A 24,934-nucleotide genomic window follows, 5' to 3' on the forward strand; every position below is an offset into this window, starting at 1 on the left:
CTACCTGTATGAGCCACCGGGCAACGTCCGACTCGCAAAAGGCGTCGGCGGCCGATATGGTAGCCGCCAACCCCGGTTAATTGACGCTCAACAAATCCAACAAGGTGCATCGTGATGTCTGCTCCTTTGATTGAGGGCTGGCGACCGGCGTGAAGCAAGGGACCAGATTGAGGGCCTGAGCAAACAGCCTGGTTTCCCTTGCTGTGTAGGCGCTGCCGTTATCGGACAGATGTTCGATGGCATGTGGGGCACGCGTGCCACCGAAGCGTTTCTCGACTGCTTCCATCATATCGCGGACGTCAGAACCGGAGATCCCGGCATTGGCGACGGCCGCCCACGAGATGATCTCTCGATCAAACGCGTCGATGATAAAAGCAAGGCGGACCACCTCGCCATTCCAGCAGGTGAACTCCAGGCCATCGGAGCACCAACGAAGGTTCGACCGCATCACCATGACCTTGCCGTCGTGGACGCGGCCCTTGCGCACGGCGGTGTGCTTCTCAAGGATCATGGCGTGGTTGGCCATGATGCGGTGGACCCGCTTGCGGTTGACGACCGGCTGATCGGCGGCCCGCCGCTGCCTGTTGAGTAGGGCAGCGATCCGCCGATAGCCATAAGTTGGCCTGGCATCCACCAGCTTGCGAATGGCAGGCAGCAGCTCGGCATCGTCCGCTTTGAGGTAGGGTCCGCGAGGCTTGGACTTGCCCTTCAGACGTTCGGAGAGATTAGAACGCGACACGTGTAAGGCCTCCGCCACCGCCTTCATCGGGAACCGCCCTTCGGCAACAATATCGGCCGCGATATCGGTTTTTTTGACTGGGCTTTGGAAAGGGCTTCGCGAAGAATCTCGTTCTCCAGCGTCTTGCGTCCGAGAATGCGCTCAAGCTCGCGCACTCGATCTTCCAGCTTCTTCACCTCAGAATTGCCGATTACCGGCTCGCCGGAGTCCACCGCCACCGCACCTCCCTCGCTCAAGAGCCGACGCCAGCGATAGAGAAGGTTTGGCGCAACTCCATGCCGCCGAGCCGCAGAGGAAACCGTCTCCCCTGGGGCATAGCTCTCCTCGATGATCTGCAGTTTGCGTTCCGTTGTCCAGCGCCGCCGCCGGACGTCACCGATCATCAGGTCAACCTGTCGAAACTCGTTAGACATAAGCCTATCCTCAAGCCTGTGCTTGAGCCTTCCTGCTTATGCTGAGTGTCCGGTCGAAAGTGGGGGCAGTTCAGCGGCCGATGAGTTCACGAAGCGTCGTCTGGCCATTGTCTCGGCAAGAATGCTCCGCTGCCGGATCAGCGATTCTTGTGCCATTCCTTCCGTAGCTCTGCGACTTTGCGATCCAGATCCACTTTGTACGGTCCGAATTTTGCAAAGAGTTCGCGCGCGGCCAGTGGTTGCAGCCCATGCTGCGCGATAAACTCATTCAGGTCGTAACGCGCATTCCAGCCACGCACTACCTTACTGTATTGCTCGTTGGTGTCTTCGTAGCGCATGGCAAGACTTTCAAACTTAGGAGCGCTGTAGTACGGTTCGCATCCGTCGAAGCACCAACTCGAGTGCCACCGAATTGGTTCCAGTGATGCTGGCCTCCTCAACAGCCAGCACTGCGCGCTATGCTAACAGCGCGCGCCGCTTAGCCCACGCCGGCTCATCAGAGCTGAAGGACATAATCGTTTTCGACGATCACGAACCAGTCGCGCGGGCGCTTTAGATCTTGCGCCATCCTGGAATCCCTATGCCTTCCTATCGCTGCGCTCCGGATTGTTATCGGCTCAATCGCCGCTTTCATGTTCCTCACCGGCCGCTGGACGGTGAATCGTGCCCGGCTCGTTGAGATGTGCCGCGTATCATCGCGGGCGTGTGCCGAGTCAGTTTGGCTGGCCCTCTGTGAGCGAAAGGTAAAAGTCCTGACGCATGAAACTCGCCCGTTCCAAGTAAAAGTCCAGACGCTGAAATTTCGAAGCTGAGGCGCAGCGGCGCGTTGGCCGGAAAAGGAGACCGTAAAGGATAATCGCAAGGTGTCCGGCTTGAAACGATCCGGGAGCTCGCTCGGCACTGGTTTGAGCAGTACAGCCCGGAAGGCGATACCATGCTGCTGATTGGCGTCAATGTCAGCGCTGGTGCCGCCTCGGCTCGCACCCAGCTTTATGTAACGGCCGATCGACCGAGGTAGGCGTCGGTCCCGGCGGTCCGCCGGAACCTGGGCATCTCCTCAGTTCTACACGGGGTTTTGCGGTCCCATGACCGGAAACCAACTCGGCATCGACACAGATATGAGGAGGGAACGTGGCAAATCATCCCAAGCTCCGTTGACGCGCGGCCCCTTCAACACCATCTCCTGCGGAATGCCCAAGACGAAGACAAAGAGCAAGGAAAGTGACGATCCCGAACTGATCAGGGAGTGGCCGCTTCCCGTGGTGGCGACCCTCGGATCTGATGTCAGGCTTAAGGGTATTCTGCAGGAAATCCGGTCCCGGCTACCATCCACGATCCGGAAGTCGCTGGATATGCAGCCAGGCGGGCTGATCCTCGTCATGCCAGAGACTTCGAAGACAGCCTTCAGAGCTACGGCATCGGCCGTCTCCAGCGCGTTGGACGGCATCGCAAACCTTCCGATCATTCCTCGAGAGATCGAGGATATTCTGACGATCACGGCATCAGAGCGGAAGCGCTGGCTCGCAGACGGTCGTCTGCCCAGCGCCGGGACGCGAACGGTGAGGCTACAAGGACGCGCAAGGAAGATCACCTTTCACATATTCGATCCTCGTGTCGTCGAAGATCTACTCGACCGTGGCGCCGTGGATGAGTGGCGAGAAGAAGATATAGCGGCGAAAGCGGAAAATCGCAGGCGGGCCGCGTATCAGGCGAAGTTGACGCGGTCGCTGAGGAAAAAGGAAAAAGTCAAACCAAGCGAGCGAGCCGACGAAGCCGCGACCGGCTTGAGCGGATGGGACGAATTCGGGAGCGACGGTCTCCTTCGATAGGAGTGCCGTCTGTGGAACTTTCCTGCTGGTTGCGGACGGGCCGCTCCCAGTTCCCGACGTAAGCACGGTGACAATTCGAGTAGAACGCGCCGACTTCCCGGTCAACGAGCGGCATGCTCGCGACGCCCCGTCGGCAGGCAATGGCGACCTCTACCGGCGGGGCCTTTCTTTTCCGCACACTGGATTAACTGAGCTCGGCCACCAAACTTGCCGGCGTTTCAGGCAACAGTGCCAGATATATGCGCCGGCAACTTTTGAAAGCGGTCTCGGGAGAGGCAATGGAAAAGCGCATACCCCACCTACGTTGCTGAGCGTGATCAGGGCACGCATCACGGTTTGAAATGATCGTGCTCCTTGTCGTGTTCAGAGGCTTGATAAGCGCCGACGGCTGGAGCCATTCCAGCGGTGGACGATAGGTCATCTTGAAATCACATTTGGGTGGACCAGGTTGTAGGGTGTTTCGAAAGCAACGGGAGGCAGTGATGGATTGCTCCGAAAGCTTTGAAATTCGGTGCCAGGCATGCGGCGCGCGAGAGCGCCTCGCATTCTCCGAGATGGAGACGAGAGAAGAGATTCAGTGCTCGGTCTGCGGGATAGTCCGGAGTATGGGAAAAGAGGATGTCCTGGAAATCTGCCGCGAAGCCACAAAGGCGACCCGCCAACGATTATGAGAAACAAGAAAGGCCCCAGATCCGAAACCGGTGGAATCCAGGGCCTTCCGTCTGAGCGTTCGAATTCACAGACGCGCCATCTTATGGCTGAAAATTGGGTCATTATCACGCCGTACCGACGCGGAACGCATGACGACATCAAGTCAGCCAAATTGGTAGGTCTCGAAAATCGGCTGACCGCCTTGACGCCCGGTCGAGCTGCTTGCCCGATCAGACCATATTCATCGCGTCCCGAGCTTGATCAATCGGCTTGCTCTCCTTAGAAACTTTTCTGGTGGGGCCTGTAGCTCAACGGTTAGAGCCATCGGCTCATAACCGATTGGTTGCAGGTTCGAGTCCTGCCGGGCCCACCATACTGTTCAACAAATGCCACCGATCACTCTGGCACGGAATCGCCACTCGGAGGTGCGCGACGGCGAAGAAGCTGCTCGCCGGCGGTCGTGAGCTACCGAAAGAAGAGACCCCGGGTCCGAAACGGGGAAGGACCCTTTCATCTGAGCGTTCGACTTCACAGACGGGATTAATTCGGCCGGACCGGAGCCGGTTTCAAGCCCTCATCGGCCACAGCGTGAGTGTGGCTCATAGCCATCGCCGCCGGAACCGTCTCAGGGTAGATGTTCGCTAAAGATTGCTGGCGGAGGACATACTGGTGAGGGATATCTGTTTGGCATCTTGCTTGTTCTCGCTGCCTTCATTGTCAGCAAATGCGAGCTAAGAGACCGTGAAACAAATCGGTGGAGGCTATCGTCCGGCGAAAATCGAATAGGATTCGCGTTGCTCTCGATTATCTTTATCGCGGCGTCAGCCCTCTATTTATGCCTTTGACGGCCGGCCCCTACGTCTCCGCGCACTGTCAGCGCTTCGACCCGAAGCCCAAGACGGTACCGCCCACGCCAGCAGGTAAGCACCAGGTCTCGAAACTCGAAAATCGGTATCGTGGCATGCCTCTAGCGTAATGGCGGGTCCAAACGCCCCTACGCTGTGCACCAGCTCGCTGTGCCGAAAATGTCAGGTGGCTGAATGGAGCTTCGTTGCTCCGACTTCTTTGATTGGCGCTGGCGCCAGCAACGTGATTGCTCTGATGGGGCCAAGCCTCCACAGTCATTCTTCAATGATTTCAGCGGTTGCGCCGTTATGGCCGCTCCTGAACTCGAAGCCTGGGCCTGAGACACCTTCATCGTCCCGGACAGCGACATGTTCAGGCCGGATCACGCTCACCTGGTCCGGTCATCGCATGCCCTGAGCACGGTGCGCAACTCGAAGAAGGTCGCCGGTGCCCTCGTGGATTTCCTCCGCTTCGTTTGAGCTCGCCGAGGAGCTTCGGGTTTCTCAGTCCCAAATCTGATAGCTTCATGATCACACTCCCATCAGATCGCCCTTTGGGGCGTCGCGCAATTTGTAGGATTCTCCAAAAGGTTCGGAACTAGTCGCCGCATGTGATAGTCTTAGAGCGGGCCCGAGCGATCCTTTCGCCTGCCCGGGCTTCTTGGCACAGCACACTCTTCGGCCCCGTTGGTTGCACGATGGGGCCATTTTTTTGCGTCAGGAACCTTCGGTGCCTCCGGGCGTTTTCTGTTGCCTGTGATCCCTTACCCCCGCGGATCTAGGCCGAGCTCCATCGATAGTCCCCGGAATGGAGCCTATGGCCACTATGCCGACCTCAGGCCCCGCTTTCCCCAGACGGGGCCGTTTCTTTGAACTGAGCGTCCCGGACCTAGGTCTGATAATCCCTCCGCAAAGGTCCTAATCCGTCGTCGGATCCGAAGCCCCCTGCGTTGTTGGTTGAGCAACCAACCCACGTGACCTCAAATGACGCCGAATGAAATCCCGGATTTCGTGAATGAGCTGATCGCAGCTGGCTGCGAGATCACCGCCATTGGCCGCGAGATGTATGTGATCGGTGAGGCAAAGGGGGCATCCGCAGAGGTTCGTCGAATAACAAAGAAATACGGGGAGAGAGATCCACTGAGGCTGGAGATTATCGCCGACCTCCGGTCGTTCGGGCGATACATAGAACAGGAGACCGAGGAGACGGGGCATTGACTGCGTTCTAACTGGAAGCCGCACAGCGTCAGCATGAAGCTAGTGCTGTGCATATGAGCAGAATCGTCTTTTCGCCATAGGTGCAATCGTGCATTGTGCGCGGCCGAGAGGAGGAAGCTCATGTCCTACGATTGGGAAGGCGCTAGACGTCAACGATACAAGCACGCACGGCTCTGGCTTTTCGTTGCCTTCGCAGCTTGGCTGGTCGCTCTGGCTTTATCGCAATAGGTGCGTTCGTGTGCACGTAGGTGCTTGGTTGCGCGTGGCCTGCCGTCGCGATTGGAACCTGTCGCCGCGATGGCGGTTTAGACAATGAGCCCGAGCGATCCAATCCCCTGCGAGGGCTCTTGTGACAGTGAACCTCCTTTGGCCCCGTTGGTTGCACTTTGGGGCCATTTTTTTGCTTCCCCCCCTACCAAGGCAGCATTTACGCACTACATGAGAGAGTGCGCATATATACTCCCCGCCCTCCGGGGATTGAAAGCGCAACCGATGCTTCATCATTAATGAAGCTCATCCTGGCCTCGTCGCGCCCCCACGACGAGGTCTTTGTTTTTCCGGCCTGGATTGGCGAATTGGACGATGTAGACCTTCGTATACTGCTCGTAGCGACAGTTCTCCTCCCCCATGGCTGAGAGCACAGGGTGTTTCGTCAGATAGCCGAAGAAGCGCAGCGGCGGGGGTGGACAATCGCGCCGGATAGGGCCCCGCATTACCCAACGGAGCTTCATTTTTGATGCTCCTGGAGCCGTTGCTGAACGTGATCGAGATAATCTCTGTGCCCAATCAATGGCCTGTTGAAATCCGCAAGCGCAAATTCCGTTCGTCGGCCATCCCGACATCCGTAACATCCCCATCTGCGCGCGCGAGCTAGAGAGAAAGGCCCTGCCCTTTCTGGTTACTTCGATTGTCTGCGCAAATATCAGCCCTCCTCCGCCCTCGCGGCGCACCACCGCGTGAACAGCACTTCGGTTCACGCGGCCCGAGCTAGGCGATTGCGGCGGTCATGCCCGTCGCGACCGCGCTCGGCATTTCCAACAAAAGTTCGCCGCGATGCCGGCGGCGTACGGATTGTTGACGCCGAGAACCGCCTAAAGACCAGCGCTGCCGAACAAGCCGCCAACGGTCGCCCGCAGGCGCGTCGTCCGCCTTTGACGCTTCCGGCGTCACGTCCGGCAGCCCGACCGGCGCCCTCGAGATCGCGAGCGTTGAGAAGGTTCCGGCAAAAATCGGTTCCCCCTTGTCGGTTCCGTTGACAATCTTGCTGTTCATGGGGTTTTTCCTTCAGGTGAGAAGATGCTAAAATGGTTGTGTCGTCGGCACGGAGGCAGCCATGGATTGCTCCGACAGCTTTGAAATTCAGTGCCAGCTGTGCGGCGCGCGCGAGCCGCTCACATTCTTGGAAATGAAGACGAGAGAACTCATTCAGTGCGCCCATTGCGGCACAGCGCGCAGCATGCAAAAAGAAGACATTCTGAAAATCTGTCATGACGCGGCAAAGGCTGTGACAAATGTCGTTGGTCAAGCTCGGACGTGCTCGGCTGTGCCTGGCGTTGCCACGCCAGCGCGAGCCGTTGCGCTCAATCAAGAACCCGATCCTCTACGATCTGTTTGAGTCCTACGCATTGGCAGCGCAGACCTTCGACAATCTGCGTAAGGAACGTCCACGCCGGGAGGAGCTGGTCGCCGAATATCAATCGCTCTGCCTCGACTTGCAGGCCGAGGTTATCTCACTTCTCATCCGGACCGGCCACGCGGGTCAGCAGGCTCTTGAGTTCAGGCTCGGCGACCATTGATGCCGCTTGGGATGGTGTCATCCAGGCAAGTTTGCGCTGCCGCCACTCGGGAAACCGCTTCTTGGTCCGCTTCACCCTTACAAGATGGACCTCGACCACTGCCGGCAGCCTGCGGCCATTGTCCAGCGCCTTGATATAGGTGTAGTGGCCAAAGACGCTCTTCTTGGCGCGACCCTTGACGCCAGCTTCTTCCCAGGCCTCGCGCTCCGCGACCTCGTGAGGTGAAAGACCCTGGATTGGCCATCCCTTTGGGATCGTCCAGCGCCCGGTCTCTCGTGTGGTGATCAGCAGGACCTGGCGCTCGCCGGGATGATCCCCGCGCACACAAAGCGCACCGAACTGCTCCAAGACGCCACCATTTACTATGGTCTGCACGTGATGAGCGAGGCGGGAGAGGTGTGACAGAGCTCTCTTCATTCACAAAATTTGGAGCGAGAAACGATTCTCGACAAGAGGGTGGCGGTGCCCTCGGAGAATGAGCCCCTGCCACGAGGACAGAGGCTCACTACGTCGGGATGGTGGACCTCTGAGCAACACGCAGGTGGGCAACCTACGGCAGACAGTCCACCCTTGAGAATATGCTTGAATCTGTTGCAAGCAAGGAAGAACTCAACGCCGCATTAACCTGCGATTGCTCAGTGTGGGGAGCAGTCGCTGTTGTCCCTGCAACGATCCCGGCGACTCTGGCCGCAGCCTCCTGGTACGAGGAGGCTGCGGCTCTGCGTTGCATTCGGACTCGCCATTCGGCGTCCAAGGGCGCATACTCCGTCCATCGCGTGACAGTAGAACGGGCTCCGGCGACCGGGAGATATATGCGCTTTCGCCGCAACTGGAGGAGTTGCGCTATGTTTGATCGAACGCAATCCGGATGCATTCTTCCTGAAGGTTTGACAGTCATCGCCACAGCCTTTGAAAAGGTCCTCAGCGCGCGCAACATCGATCGCGATAGCGATGAGGCAGACTGCCTCGCTCGTCGTGCCATCAGCCTCTACATGAACGGAATCCGCGACGAATGGGAGCTCGAATTCCGCCTGAGAAATTCCTGCCGGCAGTTTTCCGAGTATACGCCGCGGCATGCCGCCAGCAGCACCCAGGTTGTGGAACTTTTACCCCAATCGTCGGCCTGGGCGAGAAGCCTCACGTCATCTCCAGAGGAGGCAACCGCACTCACCGAACGAACGCTTCAACATGCGATCGACCACATAGCCGAGTTTGTGGAAACGTCCGACGTCAGAGGATGGCTGGTTCGGATTATGGTCGAACTTCGCCTGGGTCGGAGCCGACGCCGGCACTGCTCATAACGCGCTCCGCCTCTTCGACCGCTTTTCGCTTCTCGCCTCGGAGAGGGTTGCGCCCATTGGATGCAGAGCCAGAGACTCCTCCAGGGTGGCAAGCAGGGAACGCCGACGGTGATGCCTGTGATGCGATGGTTCAGGAGCATGCCGGCCTTTCCCAAACGCCAGAGGGTCCAGACGGTGCCCATGCTTTCGGCTGCGTAAGGAACATCGGGCGCAGGAACCCTTCCGTCAACCCTTAGAAATTGGTGCTTTCTCCAATGGTAAGCTTTTCGCCAACCACTGGCCCTGATGCGAACCGGAAGAAGGCAAAGGCGTGGAAACAGCAAATGCGCCCCCGCCACCAGAGAGGACGGAGGCCAGTAAGGTGAGCTTGCCTTGTTCGGAAACGTCCATCTTACGCAAGGGGAGAGGAACCCGACGCCATCGCCTTCGTTTTCGTTCAACAAGCGAGGATGCATGACCGAGAGCGAGCGTGTAATGAACGCCCATGAGATCCCGAGTTTTGTCGCCGAAGTGATTGCGGGCGGGTTGCGACATCAACGCCGTGGGCTATGGCATGTATGTGCTTGGCGACGTCGACGAGCTGAGACACCCACCCGGACGCGGTGACGGTTTGCGAGACTTGACGGGCGAAGGGAGAGCGGTCCGACGGCCGTTAGGGAACTGCGGCCGCGCTAGTCCGGTCATCAACATGCTGCAAGCTGCCGGCAATCTGCCGATTTCTGAACTGGAAAGAGTTGTAGCCGTACCCAGCCAATCCAGGCCTTTCCCGGAGGGGTCGTAGTGCGGTGCGTATCGGGCTTTGACATAGGCCTCATCGATAAGGTTGAACCAGCGATTTAGCGCTGCTGGAACCCGGCGCTACACACCTGTCAGCTCTTCAGGCCCTTCCTGGGCTATAGGCTGGCTTATTGTAGCCCGCATTCCCGTTTGTCGGTGTAGAGTAGCCCGATAACTCGCGCCGCTCGTAGCTATGGCCGTCGGGATCGCCTCCGGGTAGATATCGGCTAAAGATGGTTGGCGGAGGACATGTTGGGTGAGGGGATATCTGTTTGGAATCTTGCTTGTTCTCGCTGCCTTCATCGTCAGCAAATGGCAGCTAAAAGACCGTGAAACAAATCGTTGGAAGTTATCGTCCGCCCAAAACAGCATAGGATTCGCGTTGCTCTCGATTATCTTTATCGCGGCCACAGCCCTCTTGTTATCGCCTTGACGGGCGGCCTCTGATGGCGGGCCTTCGTCGTATTTCTCGCTATATAGGCGGTCGGAGCCTGATGACGGCATCGTGTGCCAATCGTCCAGTATGGCTGCGAGCGGGCGCAGACTGCTTTTACGCGCTACGTAGAGTTTTAAGACTCGCTTACACACGTTACTTCAGATAGCCTCCGGCGAGGAATGCAACCAGATCGGAGGGAATGATGAGGATTTCACGTCGCACATTCACGGCGTCTTCATGTGTAGGACTGGCAGCAGCATTAATCGGCGGCTCGGCGGCTGCACAGGAGGCATCAATCAGCGATGAACTGCTCGGCCGATCGGAATTTTGGACGGCTTTGGAGGCATACGTCTATGCGTATCCGCTTGTCACCATGGAATACACCCGGCGGGTGTTAACCAACGTTGCCCAACCGCACGGCACCAAGGCCCCGATGGGGCAGATTGGACGTCTGCGTGAATATCCCTCGGCCTCCTTCCGTGACGTGACCGCACCCAATGCGGATACGCTTTACACCTACGGGTTCTTCGACGTCACCGAAGAACCTTACGTGTTGACGATCCCTGATATGGGAGATCGCTTCGCCCTCTTCCCGATGCTGGACGGATGGACCAACGTCTTTGAAGTGCCGGGAAAACGCACCACGGGAATTGGCGCGCAGACCTATGCGATTACCGGGCCGGGCTGGTCGGGGACACTGCCCGAGGGGGTCAGCGAGTACAAGTCACCCACAGGCATGGTTTGGCTACTCGGGCGGATCTATTGCACTGGCACTCCTGAGGACTATGCCGCGGTTCACAATATTCAGGACGCGGTCAAACTTGTTCCGCTGAGTGCCTATGGAAAAGACTACACAGCACCTCCGGGGAAAGTCGATCCCGAGATCGATATGAAGACAGCGGTGCGCGAGCAAGTGAACGCGCTCAACGCGGTGTCCTACTTTACCCTCTTTTGCGAACTGCTGAAGACCAACCCGCCGGCTGCTTCGGATGCGCCGATGCTAGAAAAACTGGCGAGTATTGGGATCGTCCCGGGCAAGGACTTCGATGCAAGTAAATTGGATGTCATTCTTCAAAAGCGACTCCCGCAAATCGCGTTTGCCCGCATAATGCTGCATTTCAAGGATAGCGGCGGCGACATCCATGACATCAATGGATGGGCGTATACTACAAGAACGGGTCTCTATGGCACAGACTATGTGCAACGTGCCTTGATCACCGCGATCGGTCTTGGAGCCAACCGGCCGCAGGATGCCATTTATCCGACAAGCACAAAGTCCGGTGGAGGGTTGCTCTCGCGGGACTACAACGGTTCGGAGAAGTACGTCATCAATTTCCCGAAAGGTCATTTGCCGCCGGTCAACGGGTTCTGGTCGATCACCATGTACGATGCCGGTTATTTTTTCGTGGACAACCCGCTCAATCGCTACTCCATTAGTCCGCGCCAGGACCTAAAGGCGAACGCAGACGGATCTACCACCATCTACATCCAACATGAGTCGCCTGGGGCGGATAAGGAATCGAACTGGCTTCCCGCACCGAAAGACAAATTCATCCTGATGATGCGATTGTACTGGCCGAAAGAGGGCAATCCATCAATCCTTGACGGCTCCTGGGTTCTGCCTCCGGCCACAAAAGCCTAAGTCCCCCGGGGAAGACGCCTTCACGACCCCTCCGGTTATGGAGCTGCCCAATGGCCTCGCCCTCCCCGGCGAGGCCATACTTTTTGACGGCTGCAGCCTCTGAGTACAGCGTCTTATCCTTCGGGGCTTTTTTCTTTTTACCAGAACCCTAGCAGGCAGACATTTGTGCGCTATATGAGAGGGTGCGCATATGCTCCCCGCCCTCCGGGATTAAAAGCGCAACCCGTGCTTCATCGTTAATGAAGCCATCCCTGGCCTCGTCGGCCCCAAACGACGAGGCCTTTCTTCACAAGTAGTTGGTCCGACATGGCCGGGCAAAGATCCTAACCGCATTGCCGATTCTGATTCGCGTTGCCATTCCTAGTTGAGCGTTAACCGCATAGCTCCCGCACCCGCCGGGGCGTCAAATCCGGTGTTTGCTGATGCTAATGGAACGTTCTAATGCGTCCATTGTTATGCGGTCGGCCCGCGAGATCGGGCACCAACACTGACGCCGGGCGGGCCTCCAGGAGGCAACCATGATACGCTCGTTCCCTTCCCTTCTCCTTCCGCGTCGGCACCTGTTACAGTTGGGCCTGGGGGCGACCGTCGTCGCGGCCGCAATTCACCCCCACGCGTCCCGCGCTGACGAGCCCGCCGACATCTCGGACGAGGACATTTTCCAGTTCGCGCTCAATCTGGAATACATGGAAGCAGAGTATTACTTGCGCGGTACCACGGGCAAAGGCATTGACGATGGCGATGCGGGCTCCGACGCCGGGGACGTCGTTGGCGGCAAACAAGTGTCCTTCAAAACCCCCGCAATTGGCGAGTTTATGCGCGAGGTAGCCGAGAATGAGCTGGCCCATGTGCGCTTCTATCGTCAAACGCTTGGCCAAACCGCCGTCCCGCGTCCCGCAATTGATTTCGACGCCGGGTTTGCCGCGGTCGCCGAGGCGGCGGGACTGGGAAAGGATTTCGATCCGTTCGGCAACGAGATGCATTTCGTTCTCGGCGGCATGCTGTTTGAAGATGTTGGCGTGACCGCCTATGCCGGCGCGGCGACGGTGTTGAAGAACAAGGACTTCCTTGCCGCAGCCGCAGGAATCCTCGCCGTCGAGGCCTATCACATGGGTATGGCCCGCTCGACGCTCTACAGGATGGGCGAGGAAGCCTGGAAGGCTGCGAACGCCGTATCTGACGCCCGCGACAAGATCGATGGAGCCGATGACAAGGATCAGGGTATCCAAGTCGATGGCGAGGCCAACATCGTGCCCTCGACACCGGATGCGATCGCCTTTACCCGCACCCCACAGGAGGTTCTGCGGATCGTTTATCTGACCGATAAGGACGGTGAGCAAAAGGGCGGCTTTTACCCGAGCGGATTGAACGGCAAAATCAAAAGCACATGACGTTCTAGTCTGGTGGGCTTGAACAACATCGTCCATGCTTGCGGCGTGCCCCTATCGATGTTCTAGGATCGCGATAGGCGAACGTCACCCCGACAAGCCGCTCCTAATCTGTCTGCCCTCTGAAGGGGTTCTCCACGGCCGGGCGCTGAAGCATGCCTCATTGTCGGGGGGACGTTCCGAATGATTGGTCGCAATCCGCAACGGGGTCGCTGGATCAATATTCAATATTCCCGATGATACATTATGCGATTATAAACGCACAGAACGGGAACATCCTAGCAACTAGCCCTCCAACGAGCTCGTGACTAACCGCTCCCTTCAATCACTATGCACTTTCGCGATGGACACGATTTGGTAGTCGAAGCGGACTACCAATTCGTTAGGCACGGACGGTGGGTTTGCGCCTTCAAAGCAACCGCAGTTGTTCACGACGCTACACTCCAATAGCCGACTCTGTTAGTCGCATTTGAAGCATCGATAACCTCGCCGCATTATGGAGATTTTTTTGCAAGATGTTCTGCTCGAAAGGCGTCAGGTTGTGCGGATACACATCGATCAACTCTTACGATGCATCGCACCGAGCGCGCCACGGGAAGACGAGGCAATTTATGCCAGCATCGCGTTGCGTTTTCTGATGGACGATAACGCGCTGGGCGCCGTTGCTCATGAGCTTGGAATCGCCATCGAAATCGATGTCCCGGACTTCACCGGAACTCCGCTTACACAAGCGATTGTGTTCGCCGCAGGCGGCTACCCCTATGGTGGTCATGTAATCGAGGCTTATTATGCTTATCGTGCTTCCGGGCGTGGAAGTCCTCATCGCCAGCAGTTCGAAGAAAACGAGAAGGCGTCGCCCAGACGTCCACCCACGACAAAGCTGAAGTACACCAAGTTCCTCGCTACGCCTTGTTTAGGGTTTGCCGGTGAGATTGTCGATCGCGCGACACTCATCCGCTATGTCGCTAACAGGTGCGGCGGGGCGCACCACCATAGTTCCCGCATTAAGTTCGACGCGATCGACAATAGTCTGACCGATGTTGGGCACGGACTGCGGGTTCGCGGCGATGGTATGTCCGTAGTGTTCATGGAGACTCTTGGGACTGCATGGTTGTTGCTACAGAGCCCTGGCGTCACCGCGCTGCGGCACGCCTTAGCCTCCGATTGCGGACCGTACTTCAAGGCGGCCTCGGATATTCATTCCTAGAAGTTGTCGTAGGGAGTTGACTTGCCTAGTCCCGAAAGCGGACAAGCAGAGCATCGCTAGGGGCTTTATACATGAACAAACAGATCGACCCGCAAGACCGGAACCTTAAATCTCTCTTCCAAGACTTTTACCGCGTCCCCGATTATCAGCGGGAGTACGTTTGGGGAGAGACGGATCCCCGCGGTGAGGGTGGCGAAGAGGTCGAACAATTTCTGAGCGACATCTACAGCGAGTACCAGAATGCAAGTAAGAATGAAGCGCCCGAGTACTTCATCGGGACCGTTGTTGTTTGCCGCGATGCTAGCGATGTCTTCGACCTCATCGACGGTCAGCAGAGAACCACAACGGCCTACCTCACATTGTGCGCGCTCCGAGATAAGCTGATCACATTGAATGCAGTAGTTCCAGAGGAGCTTCCTGGACAGATAATCTATAGCTCCACCAACTGGCAGGGCGAGACAACGCAAAGCCTAAGGCTCGACCTTCAATACGAAGATGCCGGCGACGTCCTCAGAAAGTATGCGGAAGGTGCGGGCACTGACGCCCCCAGCGATGGGACGCGATCGATCCGAAACCTTTACAATGCCTATCTGACAATCAAGGAATTCATTGAGACCACGCTTAACAACGATCCAGCCGAAGTGCGCCGTTTCTACGGGTACTTTACCAACAAGGTGAAGATCATCCGGATCGAAACTCCGACCGTAGCCGTGGCGTTGAAGATATTCGAGACGATCAATGATCGCGGCGTGGGCCTAGACGCCATGGACTTGCTCAAGAACCTCCTGTTCATGAACGCAAAGGGTGAGGAGTTCAGCAAACTGAAGGCTGTGTGGAAGCAGCTCACCGATGCTATCTATCAGGCGAACGAGAAGCCGCTACGGTTCTTAAGATACTATCTGCTTGCGACGCATGATGTAGACGGAAGGCTCCGTGAAGACGCGATCTACGATTGGTTTAGGAAGAACGCTGAGCAAACAAATCATGAAAAGAAACCGCTCGTTTTTGCCGGGAAGCTGCTTGACGCTGCCAAGGCTTATGCTCACTTCGCGAAGGGCCGGAACGTCGCAGGCGAGGAAGAGGCAGGAATCATCAACACCCGCCTTCTCGGCGGAAAGTCCATAAAACAGCATTTCATTCTCCTGCTCGCTGGTCGATCACTCTCCCCTGCGAATTTTAGCAAGCTTGCCGTCGAACTAGAGAAAACTATGTTCGTTTGGCTACTGACCGGCACGTCCGGTAAAGAGTACGAAAGGCGCATTATCGAAGCTGCGCACCAGCTCAACAAGATCGCCGACGCGCAGCTTGAACTGTTTTTGGAGAAAACCTTGCGCGCCGAGCGTCAGACGCTGGCCGTTGAATTCCGCAGTAAATTGCTTAACCTGAAGACTTGGCAGCTCCGCGGCTTCCGTCTCCGCTATCTCCTGGCAAAGCTCACGCAGTATATCGACCTACAGGCATACGGCCCGAGTGCATCCCGCGATCGCCTGTCCGACTACACGGCCGGCGGAAACGACATCGAGCACATTTTGGCAGCGAACGCTTCCGCGGAGGCCGCGGCAGAGTTCGGCGAGGGTGCCGCAGACTTTCATATTCGGCAGTGTCTCGGCAACCTGCTACTGATCGAAAAAGCGATCAACAGGGCGCTCCAGAACGGCCGGTATTCCGGAAAAATCGCAGCGTATGAGCAGTCCAAATTTCTGCTAACGAAGTGTCAGGCAAATGCTGCCTTGCACGAAGTGGGCAAGGACGACAGGATTACGGCAACAGTGCGCAAGCTCGAAAGCTGGCAAAGTTGGAATGCGATTGCTGTCACTGAGCGTCAGGCGTTCTTGAGTAAACTGGCGGATGTTGTCTGGGACATCCCTGTGCATTCAGCATCGACCAACTGATAAGGAGCACAAGCGCCTGCGTGGCAGAGAGTGTCGCGTTCCAAGCGGAGCTCTCCATTTCTACGAAACGGCTGGCGAGCATGTGTTAGTTCGCGCTTCCAAAGGGATCGGTCGGCGGGCATGACCAGGCTGCCTTCGAAAAGCGCGAAGAAAGTCACATGCATCGGCGACTGAAACCTGGGCAGAGTTCTCCATGAAGCCTACCCTCCCCCAGCTACGCCCTCTTCCGGCTGAAATCACTCGACGATAGCTCGTGCGGCCAGTTCCGCTCTGATAAAGTGTGTTCCGGCGTGCAAGAAATTGGATGCCGATAAGGGGTGAATTTTGGACGCTGATTGACAGATAAAGTTTCTTAACGACCTTCATCTAATTCGCGCGGAGCGCCATTCTGAGCAGATCAGAGGTTGCGGAATATTGTGAACTCGGAGAAGACCCCTTGAACCGCTACCCACTTCGTTCAACTAGCCACGTCGCTGAAGACAAGGCGCTCCGTGTATTCATCAATGAGATTCCGTCGCACTGGGTCATTCGTGAGGTCACGCGCGGGGACTACGGCATAGACTGCCAAATCGAGATCCCATCAGCGAGGGGTGAAATGGTCGGCGACCTTCTAGCCGTCCAGCTCAAGGGCGTTGAGTCAATGAAGTGGATCGACGACGGGTCTGTCCGAAAGGGGCAGACACCCCCAATTAAAACATCGACTGCACGCTACTGGCTTGGCCTTTCGGTTCCAGTCTTTGTTTTTGTCGTCGACTTAGCTGTTGGTAGGGTATTTTTCACCCAGGCGCAGCACAGCCTCCGGCGGCAGTACGGGAAACTGGAAACACAGAAGACCCTTTCTCTTCCCATACGCGAGACCGACAATCTGTCGAATGATGGCCTTGTCACGTTCACGCGCAGCTATTTGATGCAGAAAGGTTTTGCTTCATTCTGTCTCTATTCAGAAGAGGTAGTTAGTCATGCTTTAGATTTTGCCCACTTCATCAAAAGGCATAGGGGGCAGCCTGACGCTGGGGCGGTGACGGTACAAACCCACCTGAGATTCCGAAATTTGATAAATGCGTGCGAACATTCCGCGTTGTACTCTAATTCGTTGTTCAACGTTGACAGTATGAAATATAACTACCGGGCGCATCAAAAGAACTTCCGAACTCATTATGCTGATCTACACAGTAACATTGTCGGTTATGCACTTACGAAGCTCTCGGACATATTCCCCGCAATTCTGAGAAGCATTGTCTGGACCATTGCTACCGACGAGCATGATTATTGGGAGCAGTACGACCCCATTTTTCTAGGTCTCTGTACGAGCGAATCAATTGCCCAATTGATTGATGAAGTCGAACTGAGCCTCCAATAGGAGGCGCAATGGCAACCACATACGGCTAGGAAAGTGGGGAGAGCGCGGAAAGTGAAACTTCCGAGAACGAAGGTGCTCAGTCCCCAGCGAGCAGGAGTTGAAAGAAAACTCCCTGCAGACAAGCTTGGCCAGTCTCCAAAGAGTTGTGAGGATGCCAGAAAAGGTTGTGCATCCTGCCTCGATAGTGACAACGTTGAATTGACCTCGAATCCCTCCGCTGGCCCTATCTAGCGACACAGCGGAGAGAGATTCGTGGACCAGGAAACGTCATATCAACTCAAGGCGGACGCAGCGATCCGAGACTTGCTCTTGGAGTTCGAATGCCAACCGATCCTGTTCGTCGGAAGCGGCATCTCCCGCCGCTACTTCGGTGCTCCGAACTGGCAGGAGCTGTTGAAGGCAATGTTCGAAAAGCTGCCTGCGGGAGCCGACGCCTACGAATACAATCGACAGAAGTTCGATGACGACATGGTGGCCATCGGAACGGTTCTTTCGGACATGGCATTCGAGTGGGCGTGGAAAGAGGGCCGCAATCATTTTCCGCCAGAGTACTTCTCTTCGAAGGTTAGCAAAGACGCCTTTCTAAAGCATTTGGTGTGCGAACACTTCGCTGCGATCACGCCAGCGCTTGGTGACATCCAAGCCCCTGACCTCGCCAAGGAGCTGGCCGCGTTCGCCGACATCAAGCCCCATGCCATTATCACTACAAACTATGACATGTTCCTCGAACAGGTTTTTGATGGTTACGAACCCATCAGTGGTCAGACAATCCTGCGATACAACACGAACAGCTTCGGTGAGATCTTTCACATCCATGGGGACATTTCGAAGCCAACTTCAATCGTTCTTACAAAGCATGATTACGACGAGTGGACCGAGAAGAAAAAGTACGTGTCCGCGAAGTTGTTGACCTACTTCGCGGAGCATCCTGTCTTCATTCTCGGCTATGGGATGGGAGACCCGAATGTGAAGTCAATCCTGCGGGACATCGGTGAGCTCGTCGCAGACGAAGACGGCCTCATTCCGAATGTCTACCAGGTGATCTGGAGGCATGACCAAATTGAGAAACACCCGCCCGATCAGGCGGTGTTCGGTGTCGACGGGAAGGAATTTCGGATTCACGCTATCCATACCAACAACTTCGACTGGATCTTCGAGGCGTTGAAGAGCCAGTCAGCGTTGAAATCGATTAATCCAAAGCTAGTTCGGGCTCTTGCGGCGAGAACAATGAAGCTTGTGCGTCACGACATTCCATCGGGCGCAGTGGAAGTTAACTACGAGACGTTGGAGAAGGTTGCTGACGAAAAGGACTTCCTGCCGACCCTTCTCGGCATCACAGTGGTCGACAATCCAAACCAGTCGCATCCGTTAACAATCACACAACTTGCTGATCGACTTGGCCTGCCCCACTGGCAGCCACTGAATAAGCTGATCCACCGCATTAAGGCAGAGAAGGGAATCGATCTTAGGTCGAGCGATAATCGCTATCACTGCAGGATCAAGACCGGCACAAAGGCCTCAAGTATGGCGCGTAAGTGGTCGCACGAAGCAGTGAATCTTTTCAGGAAGGTCGTGGCGGGAGAAGAATACGAAGTGGTGGTGTAGTGGATTAGGACATGGCTATTTTCGACGCTCGAATTCTAATCGTCTGCAAGACGTGCCCCTCCTCATCCGTGACGCCTCAACAGCACTGCCGCTCGGAAGCAAGCAGGGCATAACGAGCGGCAGCGATTGGCGCGAACCCGCCGGTGCAGGCTGTGTCACTTGCAAGAATTCATCAGCCGCTGCTGCAATCGCCAAGTTTCTTCCGCCGCCAAGATAGAACCAAATCTAGGACCGCATGGATCATGGGCTTAACATCTGAGATCGAAGTGCTGAACGCGGATCTCGCTGAGCATGGGTTAGTCGACTTTATTGCGCGCAACCAGGTTCGCATCGTTGATGAAGGCTACGACGCCTTGCTTGCAAACCTCGCCACAATCTTAAACAACAAAGGTGCGTCTTCGTTCACAGACGAGTTCGGCGATAGTTTGGAAAAGCTGCCAGGCCCTCGCTTTTTCCTCGTGCAACATGTCTTCTGCGATCTCATCCCTCGACTTGAACTTGACCATCTCCCGATCCTGCACCTGGTGGATAAGCTGGTTCGGCAAGGGGGTTCTGACATCGCTGCTGGTCAGCCGAATGTTGCTCTACGCAACTGGTGCGCGCTTGACCCGCGACGCTCTGCTGCGATCTACGCCGACGCGCGAAGCGGTGGTGCGCTGGCGCTCAGACATCTAACGTTTGCGCTGGAAGCACACAATGCAGTCGACGAAGCCATAGGTTTCGCGCATTGCGATTTGAAGGAGGCGCAGTTCGCAGCCGCGACTGCTTTGGGGCGTATGAACCTTGGGAGTGAGTTCAAGCGAGCGCTAGACACTCTCGTGGAGCTTGCCAATGCGGACGACGAGAACCTTTCTCTGACCGGCCTACACGCAGGCTTCAGTGCGACGACGTTGGCTGGCGAGAAGCTGTCGAGCGACCTGGAGAACGCTCTTGCATGGCGCATGAATGTGGAGACGCCCCAGACAATCTATCTTGCGGCGGACCTGCTATGGAAGCATCCAGCGGTGCTGACGCCCAGAGCCCTCCAGCTCTGCCTCGCAGCAGTGGAGGCAGTGGCTCCGCAATATGGTGGAACGGTCCAGCATCTTGACTTTGCGACGAGATCGCTCGCGGAACTGGGTCAGCTTGACCGCATGGTCGAATTGGTCGGAAAGATCTGCGATCGAACGAACGGGGCAATTTCACTCTCATCGTTTGGCGGCTTGTTACGGCAGCTCGAAGCCAACGGTCCCGACGCGCTTGGGCGTGCTGTCGTGTTCTGGCTGATCAACGGTGAGCTTCATATTCGCAATAGTCTCGCTTCGGAACTCACCGATATTGGCCGCGATGTGCCATCATACAGCGTGCCTGCGGATTGTCTTCCTGCCGATGCGGCGACGCAGTTGTTTTTGTGTCGCAAAGCCGTCGGCTGGTTCTTCAGCGACCCACTCTCAGCCGCTCCGATCCTTTTGAGCGTACTTCGTCACGGGTCGCGGGAGGTCGCTGGCGACGTGTGCGATCTGATCTTCGATCCTCTCCTGCTTAGCTACGGCGGGAAGTTCAAAGACTATCTCGAGGCGCAAACCCAAGGTGACGACGCCTTAAGCGCAAGCCTTCTCAAACTCATAGAAGCGAAGAACGCCGTCCATGAAGCAGCAGATGGAGTGGAGACGTTGGTTGAGCTTCGCCCGAGCGAACGGCAACATGAAGCGGAGCGCGCGCTCTGGCAGGAACAAATGAAAGACGGCATGGAAAGCGCCAACAAGCGGTCAGTCTTTGCAGATCTGTTTACGACGCAATACATCTTGTACGGTCGCTCATCGCTCTATGCTGTCGATCGCGGCGACGGCCACAAGGAATTGGTTCAAAGCGAGCTGAGTGCGTTCAGCGTCTCGGCGGAACTCCCACTCCTTGATATTTTTGACCCCGCTGGCCTTCGGCATTCGCTTTACCAGATGAAATTTGAAGAGCGGTCCGAATTATGAAACTTGTCGTCACCCACTATCTTCGGTCGTTACGCGAGCGCGACGAACTCGACGCCATCTTGCCGGATTTGCTGAGCGAGACCGGTTTTGAGGTGCTAACCCGTCCGCAGCGGGGCACGCGTCAAGCGGGTGTGGACGTTGCAGCAGTCGGGCCTGACACAGACCGTGATGGGCGGAAAACGCTTTTCCTGTTCACAGTGAAGTCGGGAGACCTCACCCGTGCTCACTGGGATGGGGCACAGCAGGCGGTTCGCCCCTCGGTGAACGAAATCCTGGATGACTACATCCCAAATCGCATCCCGCCGCAATATTCCGATCTCCCAATCGCAATCTGCGTCTGCATGGGCGGTGAGATGCGAGAAGACATCCGCGCGCAATGGAGCGGTTTCTGCAAGACGGTTGAGAAGCCCAACTTGCGCCTATGCGAGTGGAATGGTGAACGGCTAGCGGACCTGATATTGACGGGGATGCTCCGCGCCGAACTGGTCGAAGGCGAGCATCGTGGTCTCTTCCAAAAAGCCCTCGCCATGCTCGACCAACCCGACGTCGCTTACCGGCATTTCTCGCGCCTGCTCGAGAGACTATTCGCCGCCACGGGCGATGAGCGCGTTCGTACGCGCCAACTGCGACAAGCCTATCTCTGCCTGTGGATCCTTTTCGTTTGGGCTCGTGATGGGGACAATCTCGAAACGGCCTACCGAGGCGCAGAACTCCTGCTTTTGCGCAGTTGGCCCTACTGCGATAGCACTCGAGTCGAGAACGGCGTTCTGAAGCGCGAGCGGATGTCCCATTTCGAGCAAGTTCTCAAGCTCTATCTGATCGTCGCCCACCTGCTCCTAGTCGAAAAAATCGGTCCGTTCGCGAACAAACGATTTGCACTTTCGATGGGCGTTGGGTCGCGCAACTCGAAAGACGTGAACCTGGCCTTGTTTGAAACACTCGGACGGATTGCGTTGTACGGAATTTGGCTTCACCAACTCAGTGCGATGAACGAGGGTGCGTTTGCTGAGACCACGGATCGCGAAGCGAACCGAGTACTGGATCTCGGTATCGATGTTGTGAATGCGAACCCGACTTTAGTCGTCCCCGTCTGCGACGAGTTCGCTATTGAGATTGCCTTGTTCATTTACTTGGCGCATCTCCGTAAACGGCTGCATAGTGTCCGAGGCTACCTTTCCGCGATGGCAGAGCACCTATGGTTCGCCTTGAAAATTCGCGATGGTTACCCGACGCCTTCAACGGACTATCGGGCGATCCTTGAGCATCCCCAGAACCGAAGTGACGAATATTTTCAAGAGTATACGCGGGCGAGCATCCTCTACCCTGTCCTGCTGACTTGGTTGACCCTGGTCGGTGATCATGACCGGCGGGACCGTCTGATTTCAGTGCTGCGAGAAAGAACCCTGCACACGACTCACCAGGTCTGGGTGCCGGATTCGCTGACCGACGAGGTCCTGTGGCACGGCAATCGAAACCACGGTTTGGCTGTTCCGGGATTGCCAATAGAAGGCTCGATGGACAAGGTCTTCGAGGTCTTCAATGAGGTGACGAAGCAACATCCTATCGCAGAGTGCATCAGTGCTGTTCGTGTTGGCCTGACACCCCTGATGTTCACAGCCTGTCGACACTTTCGCATGCCCGTACCGATCCATCTTTGGCACGCCGGATTTGAAGAGTCTTCGGCCGCAGACCTCGGCGCGGGTGAAGAGTAAAAAAGAAGGAAACCTTGGCACGTTCGACAACTATAGAAAAAGGAAAGGCGAGCTGTTACAACCTGACGAAGATGATTTGCGGGGGTCGAAGTTGACCAGATTAAGCCAACGCAAGCGGGGATGCTCCGCACCAACCTGCGAAACCAGATTAGGCAGACCCCTCTTCCCAAGTGGAAGTCCCTGCTGCCGCTATTCGAAGCGGTGATGAATTCGTTCAGGCAATCCAAGACTTGGCTGTCGTTTTGCATTTAATCGGGTTCATCCTCAATTTCTGTGATTCAGCGGCAGCATTCTCGCCCTCATCAGTTCTGGACCGGCGCGACCGTACATTGCTCGCTTCAGCATCTTGAGGCGGTTGATCTGCCCTTCGGCTTGACCGTTGCTCCACGGGAGTTCGATTGCATTTTTGACGGCATCAATATCCCGGCGCAAAACGCTGGCGAAACGCATGATTGCCGTGAGCTCGGTGTCGATGGCATCGTCGATCCATTCATCCAGTGCGTCCGGGCTCCTGCTGCGCAAGATACCGTTGAAGCGCATGGCCAAGCCACGCATTATGGCGAACGCTCGAGAGCCCTGCTTCAATGCATTGACCTTTCTGGCCTGGCGATCTGTCAGCAAGCGGCGCGGCTTTATGCACAAAGCTGCGGCCACCACAGACGAGATCATATGGCCCGTGTCAGGATCGCGAACGGGTTCTGAAACATCCATCTCCGGAGGCGGCCCGTCGGGTTGAATGTTTTCGACCTCACGCCACACTTTCAACAGGCGCTCCAGATTGGAGCGGCTGCCCGTGTAACCGCGGTTCTTGATATCGTAAAACAGATGGCGCCCTACCCGGTTTCCATCTTTCCAGCATTCAGCCAGAAAAGCTTCGAAATACAGTGGCGATGTCGGATTCAATGCCGCCCGATTCCTGTCTCGAGGTGCATTGGAAGTAAGCCAATTCGCGATGCTGCGGCGCTCGTTTCCGGTCCGCCTTGCAATCTCGCTGTAGGTGAGGCCCTGCTGCCGCAAAGCTTGAAACGTGTCGAATATTTCCTGACGAGATTGCCTGTGCGCCAAGCGGGCACGGCGCTGTTGTGACCTGGCGCTGGCGATAGCATCTTCAGAGAGAATGGGTCTAACATTGGCGTGACCGTAGACGCTCATCTGTTCCTTGATCGCCTCCCTGAGATTTTGGACCAGATGAAAACGGTCAGCCACCTGGAGGGCTTGCGGGGCGCCCTCTCGGGCTGCCTGAGCATACAAACCGCAGCGATCTCGGCTCACGACCTCGATCGTTGGACGCTCTTGCAACCAAGATTTTGCGCTCTCGACGCTGCGGTCCTCTAAGATATCGACGACCGAATGACGCTCAAGATCGACCATAATCGTCCCGTACCGCGAGGAATGCCGCCAGCTCCAATCATCAATACCCACGACCCGAACAGTATCTTTTCGTGTGGACGCCGGATTACCGCGCTTCAATTGCCGCAAGATCGTGTCGTCGCTGACCGGCATGCCGAGCCGATGCATCAAGTGCTCTCCCGGACGACCGCCCATCCTGTGGCCAACCAAGTCCACAATTTCAGCCATCCGCTCAGTGCGTCGCATGTAGGGTGAAGCAATCTCAGGCACCCTGTCGGTGAAGGTTCGTCGCCCGCATTTCCGGTGTCGACACTGCCACCGGTTCAGTGCAAGCTCGATTTTCACAACTTGCCCTTGAACAGGCAAGTCCTGGAGGCGGCGGTTATGCCAGCCGTGTCGATGCCGGCTTTGCGTTCCACAATCCGGGCAGATACCGACAGGTTTCGCAGCGGCAGAAACAACCCAGTTTTCTTCGTCTTGAAGGGTAATACCCAGAACTTTGACCCCTGGGCCGGGTGACCATTTCAATTGCGCTCGCATCCCCGCAGATAGCGGTTGCGGCGCTAACACTCTGTTAACCACAGAAATTGAGGAAGACCCCTTTCAAGTGCCAAACGACAAGCAGCCCGTCAGGCCGCAGGCGGCGACCACAATAGTCGTGAGACACCACTCTTTGCTGCAAGCATCGCCCGCCGGGCCTTTTCCAAGTAAGGAGATATCCAAATGAAGGCGATCATCTTCGATGACTTCGGAGGCGCGGATGTTCTGCGCCTCGCCGATGCACCCATGCCTCAGACGATCTTCTGATC

At 56.5% G+C, this 24,934-nt stretch carries 16 protein-coding genes, 1 tRNA gene and 1 pseudogene; 13 read left to right on the forward strand and 5 right to left on the reverse strand.

Features of this window, described 5'->3' with window-relative positions; all coding sequences use genetic code 11:
- Positions 1–127: 127 nt before the first annotated feature.
- Together IB262_RS34355 and IB262_RS34360 are read right to left on the reverse strand one after the other, a co-directional pair.
- Positions 128–1,152 (reverse strand): annotated as a pseudogene (locus IB262_RS34355) (IS3 family transposase); the annotation flags it as partial.
- Positions 1,153–1,289: 137 nt separating this feature from the next.
- Positions 1,290–1,490, reverse strand: a complete 201-nt coding sequence (locus IB262_RS34360; protein ID WP_113554710.1) for a hypothetical protein — start codon at positions 1,488–1,490, stop codon at positions 1,290–1,292.
- Between the two features lie 852 nt (positions 1,491–2,342).
- On the opposite strand from IB262_RS34360, the gene IB262_RS34365 reads away from it, so the two are divergent.
- From IB262_RS34365 to IB262_RS34375, 3 genes are all read left to right on the forward strand, one after another.
- On the forward strand, positions 2,343–2,981 hold the full coding sequence (locus IB262_RS34365; protein WP_113554746.1) for a hypothetical protein: 639 nt from the start codon (positions 2,343–2,345) through the stop codon (positions 2,979–2,981).
- 948 nt (positions 2,982–3,929) lie between these two features.
- Positions 3,930–4,005: transfer RNA gene (locus IB262_RS34370), tRNA-Ile, on the forward strand.
- A 1,456-nt stretch (positions 4,006–5,461) separates the two neighbouring features.
- The gene (locus IB262_RS34375) at positions 5,462–5,695 is read left to right on the forward strand and encodes a hypothetical protein (RefSeq protein WP_113554712.1); all 234 of its coding nucleotides are present in this window, start codon (positions 5,462–5,464) and stop codon (positions 5,693–5,695) included.
- A 987-nt stretch (positions 5,696–6,682) separates the two neighbouring features.
- On the opposite strand, the gene IB262_RS34380 is transcribed toward IB262_RS34375, so the two are convergent.
- On the reverse strand, positions 6,683–6,967 hold the full coding sequence (locus IB262_RS34380) for a hypothetical protein (RefSeq protein WP_113554714.1): 285 nt from the start codon (positions 6,965–6,967) through the stop codon (positions 6,683–6,685).
- Between the two features lie 239 nt (positions 6,968–7,206).
- Here IB262_RS34380 and IB262_RS34385 point away from each other — a divergent pair, with 239 nt between their 5' ends.
- Positions 7,207–7,491: a hypothetical protein gene (locus IB262_RS34385; protein ID WP_113554715.1), complete on the forward strand. Its 285-nt coding sequence runs from the start codon at positions 7,207–7,209 to the stop codon at positions 7,489–7,491.
- Here the strand turns inward: IB262_RS34385 and IB262_RS34390 are convergent.
- A complete protein-coding gene (locus IB262_RS34390; RefSeq protein WP_348646954.1) occupies positions 7,426–7,866 on the reverse strand; it encodes an NUDIX hydrolase in 441 nt (146 codons plus the stop codon). The two genes, IB262_RS34385 and IB262_RS34390, sit on opposite strands and share 66 nt — an antisense overlap.
- A gap of 470 nt (positions 7,867–8,336) precedes the next feature.
- Between IB262_RS34390 and IB262_RS34395 the strand changes: the two genes are divergently transcribed.
- The 9 genes from IB262_RS34395 (at position 8,337) to IB262_RS34435 (ending at position 22,775) form a co-directional block, all read left to right on the forward strand.
- The gene (locus IB262_RS34395; protein ID WP_192494505.1) at positions 8,337–8,792 is read left to right on the forward strand and encodes a hypothetical protein; all 456 of its coding nucleotides are present in this window, start codon (positions 8,337–8,339) and stop codon (positions 8,790–8,792) included.
- Positions 8,793–10,207: 1,415 nt separating this feature from the next.
- Positions 10,208–11,647 (forward strand): DUF1254 domain-containing protein, encoded by a 1,440-nt coding sequence (locus tag IB262_RS34400; protein ID WP_192494506.1) that lies wholly within the window; start codon positions 10,208–10,210, stop codon positions 11,645–11,647.
- Positions 11,648–12,165: 518 nt separating this feature from the next.
- Positions 12,166–13,038 carry a ferritin-like domain-containing protein gene (locus IB262_RS34405; protein ID WP_113554718.1) on the forward strand — a complete coding sequence of 291 codons (873 nt, stop codon included), beginning with the start codon at positions 12,166–12,168 and terminating at the stop codon, positions 13,036–13,038.
- A 505-nt stretch (positions 13,039–13,543) separates the two neighbouring features.
- Positions 13,544–14,242, forward strand: coding sequence for a hypothetical protein (locus IB262_RS34410; protein ID WP_192494507.1), 699 nt, complete (start codon positions 13,544–13,546; stop codon positions 14,240–14,242).
- Between the two features lie 71 nt (positions 14,243–14,313).
- Positions 14,314–16,134, forward strand: coding sequence for a DUF262 domain-containing protein (locus IB262_RS34415; protein ID WP_192494508.1), 1,821 nt, complete (start codon positions 14,314–14,316; stop codon positions 16,132–16,134).
- Between the two features lie 436 nt (positions 16,135–16,570).
- Positions 16,571–17,494 (forward strand): DUF4365 domain-containing protein, encoded by a 924-nt coding sequence (locus IB262_RS34420; RefSeq protein ID WP_162770722.1) that lies wholly within the window; start codon positions 16,571–16,573, stop codon positions 17,492–17,494.
- 252 nt (positions 17,495–17,746) lie between these two features.
- On the forward strand, positions 17,747–19,099 hold the full coding sequence (locus IB262_RS34425) for an SIR2 family protein (RefSeq protein ID WP_113554168.1): 1,353 nt from the start codon (positions 17,747–17,749) through the stop codon (positions 19,097–19,099).
- Between the two features lie 242 nt (positions 19,100–19,341).
- On the forward strand, positions 19,342–21,063 hold the full coding sequence (locus IB262_RS34430; RefSeq protein ID WP_162770723.1) for a hypothetical protein: 1,722 nt from the start codon (positions 19,342–19,344) through the stop codon (positions 21,061–21,063).
- A complete protein-coding gene (locus tag IB262_RS34435) occupies positions 21,060–22,775 on the forward strand; it encodes a hypothetical protein (RefSeq protein ID WP_192494509.1) in 1,716 nt (571 codons plus the stop codon). Before IB262_RS34430 ends, IB262_RS34435 begins: the two co-directional genes overlap by 4 nt.
- 264 nt (positions 22,776–23,039) lie before the next feature.
- Here the strand turns inward: IB262_RS34435 and IB262_RS34440 are convergent, their stop codons facing one another.
- Positions 23,040–24,665 carry an ISL3 family transposase gene (locus tag IB262_RS34440; protein ID WP_089046219.1) on the reverse strand — a complete coding sequence of 542 codons (1,626 nt, stop codon included), beginning with the start codon at positions 24,663–24,665 and terminating at the stop codon, positions 23,040–23,042.
- Positions 24,666–24,934: the final 269 nt, after the last annotated feature.

Source organism: Ensifer sp. ENS02, assembly GCF_014851885.1.
In the GTDB taxonomy this organism is placed as follows: domain Bacteria; phylum Pseudomonadota; class Alphaproteobacteria; order Rhizobiales; family Rhizobiaceae; genus Ensifer; species Ensifer adhaerens.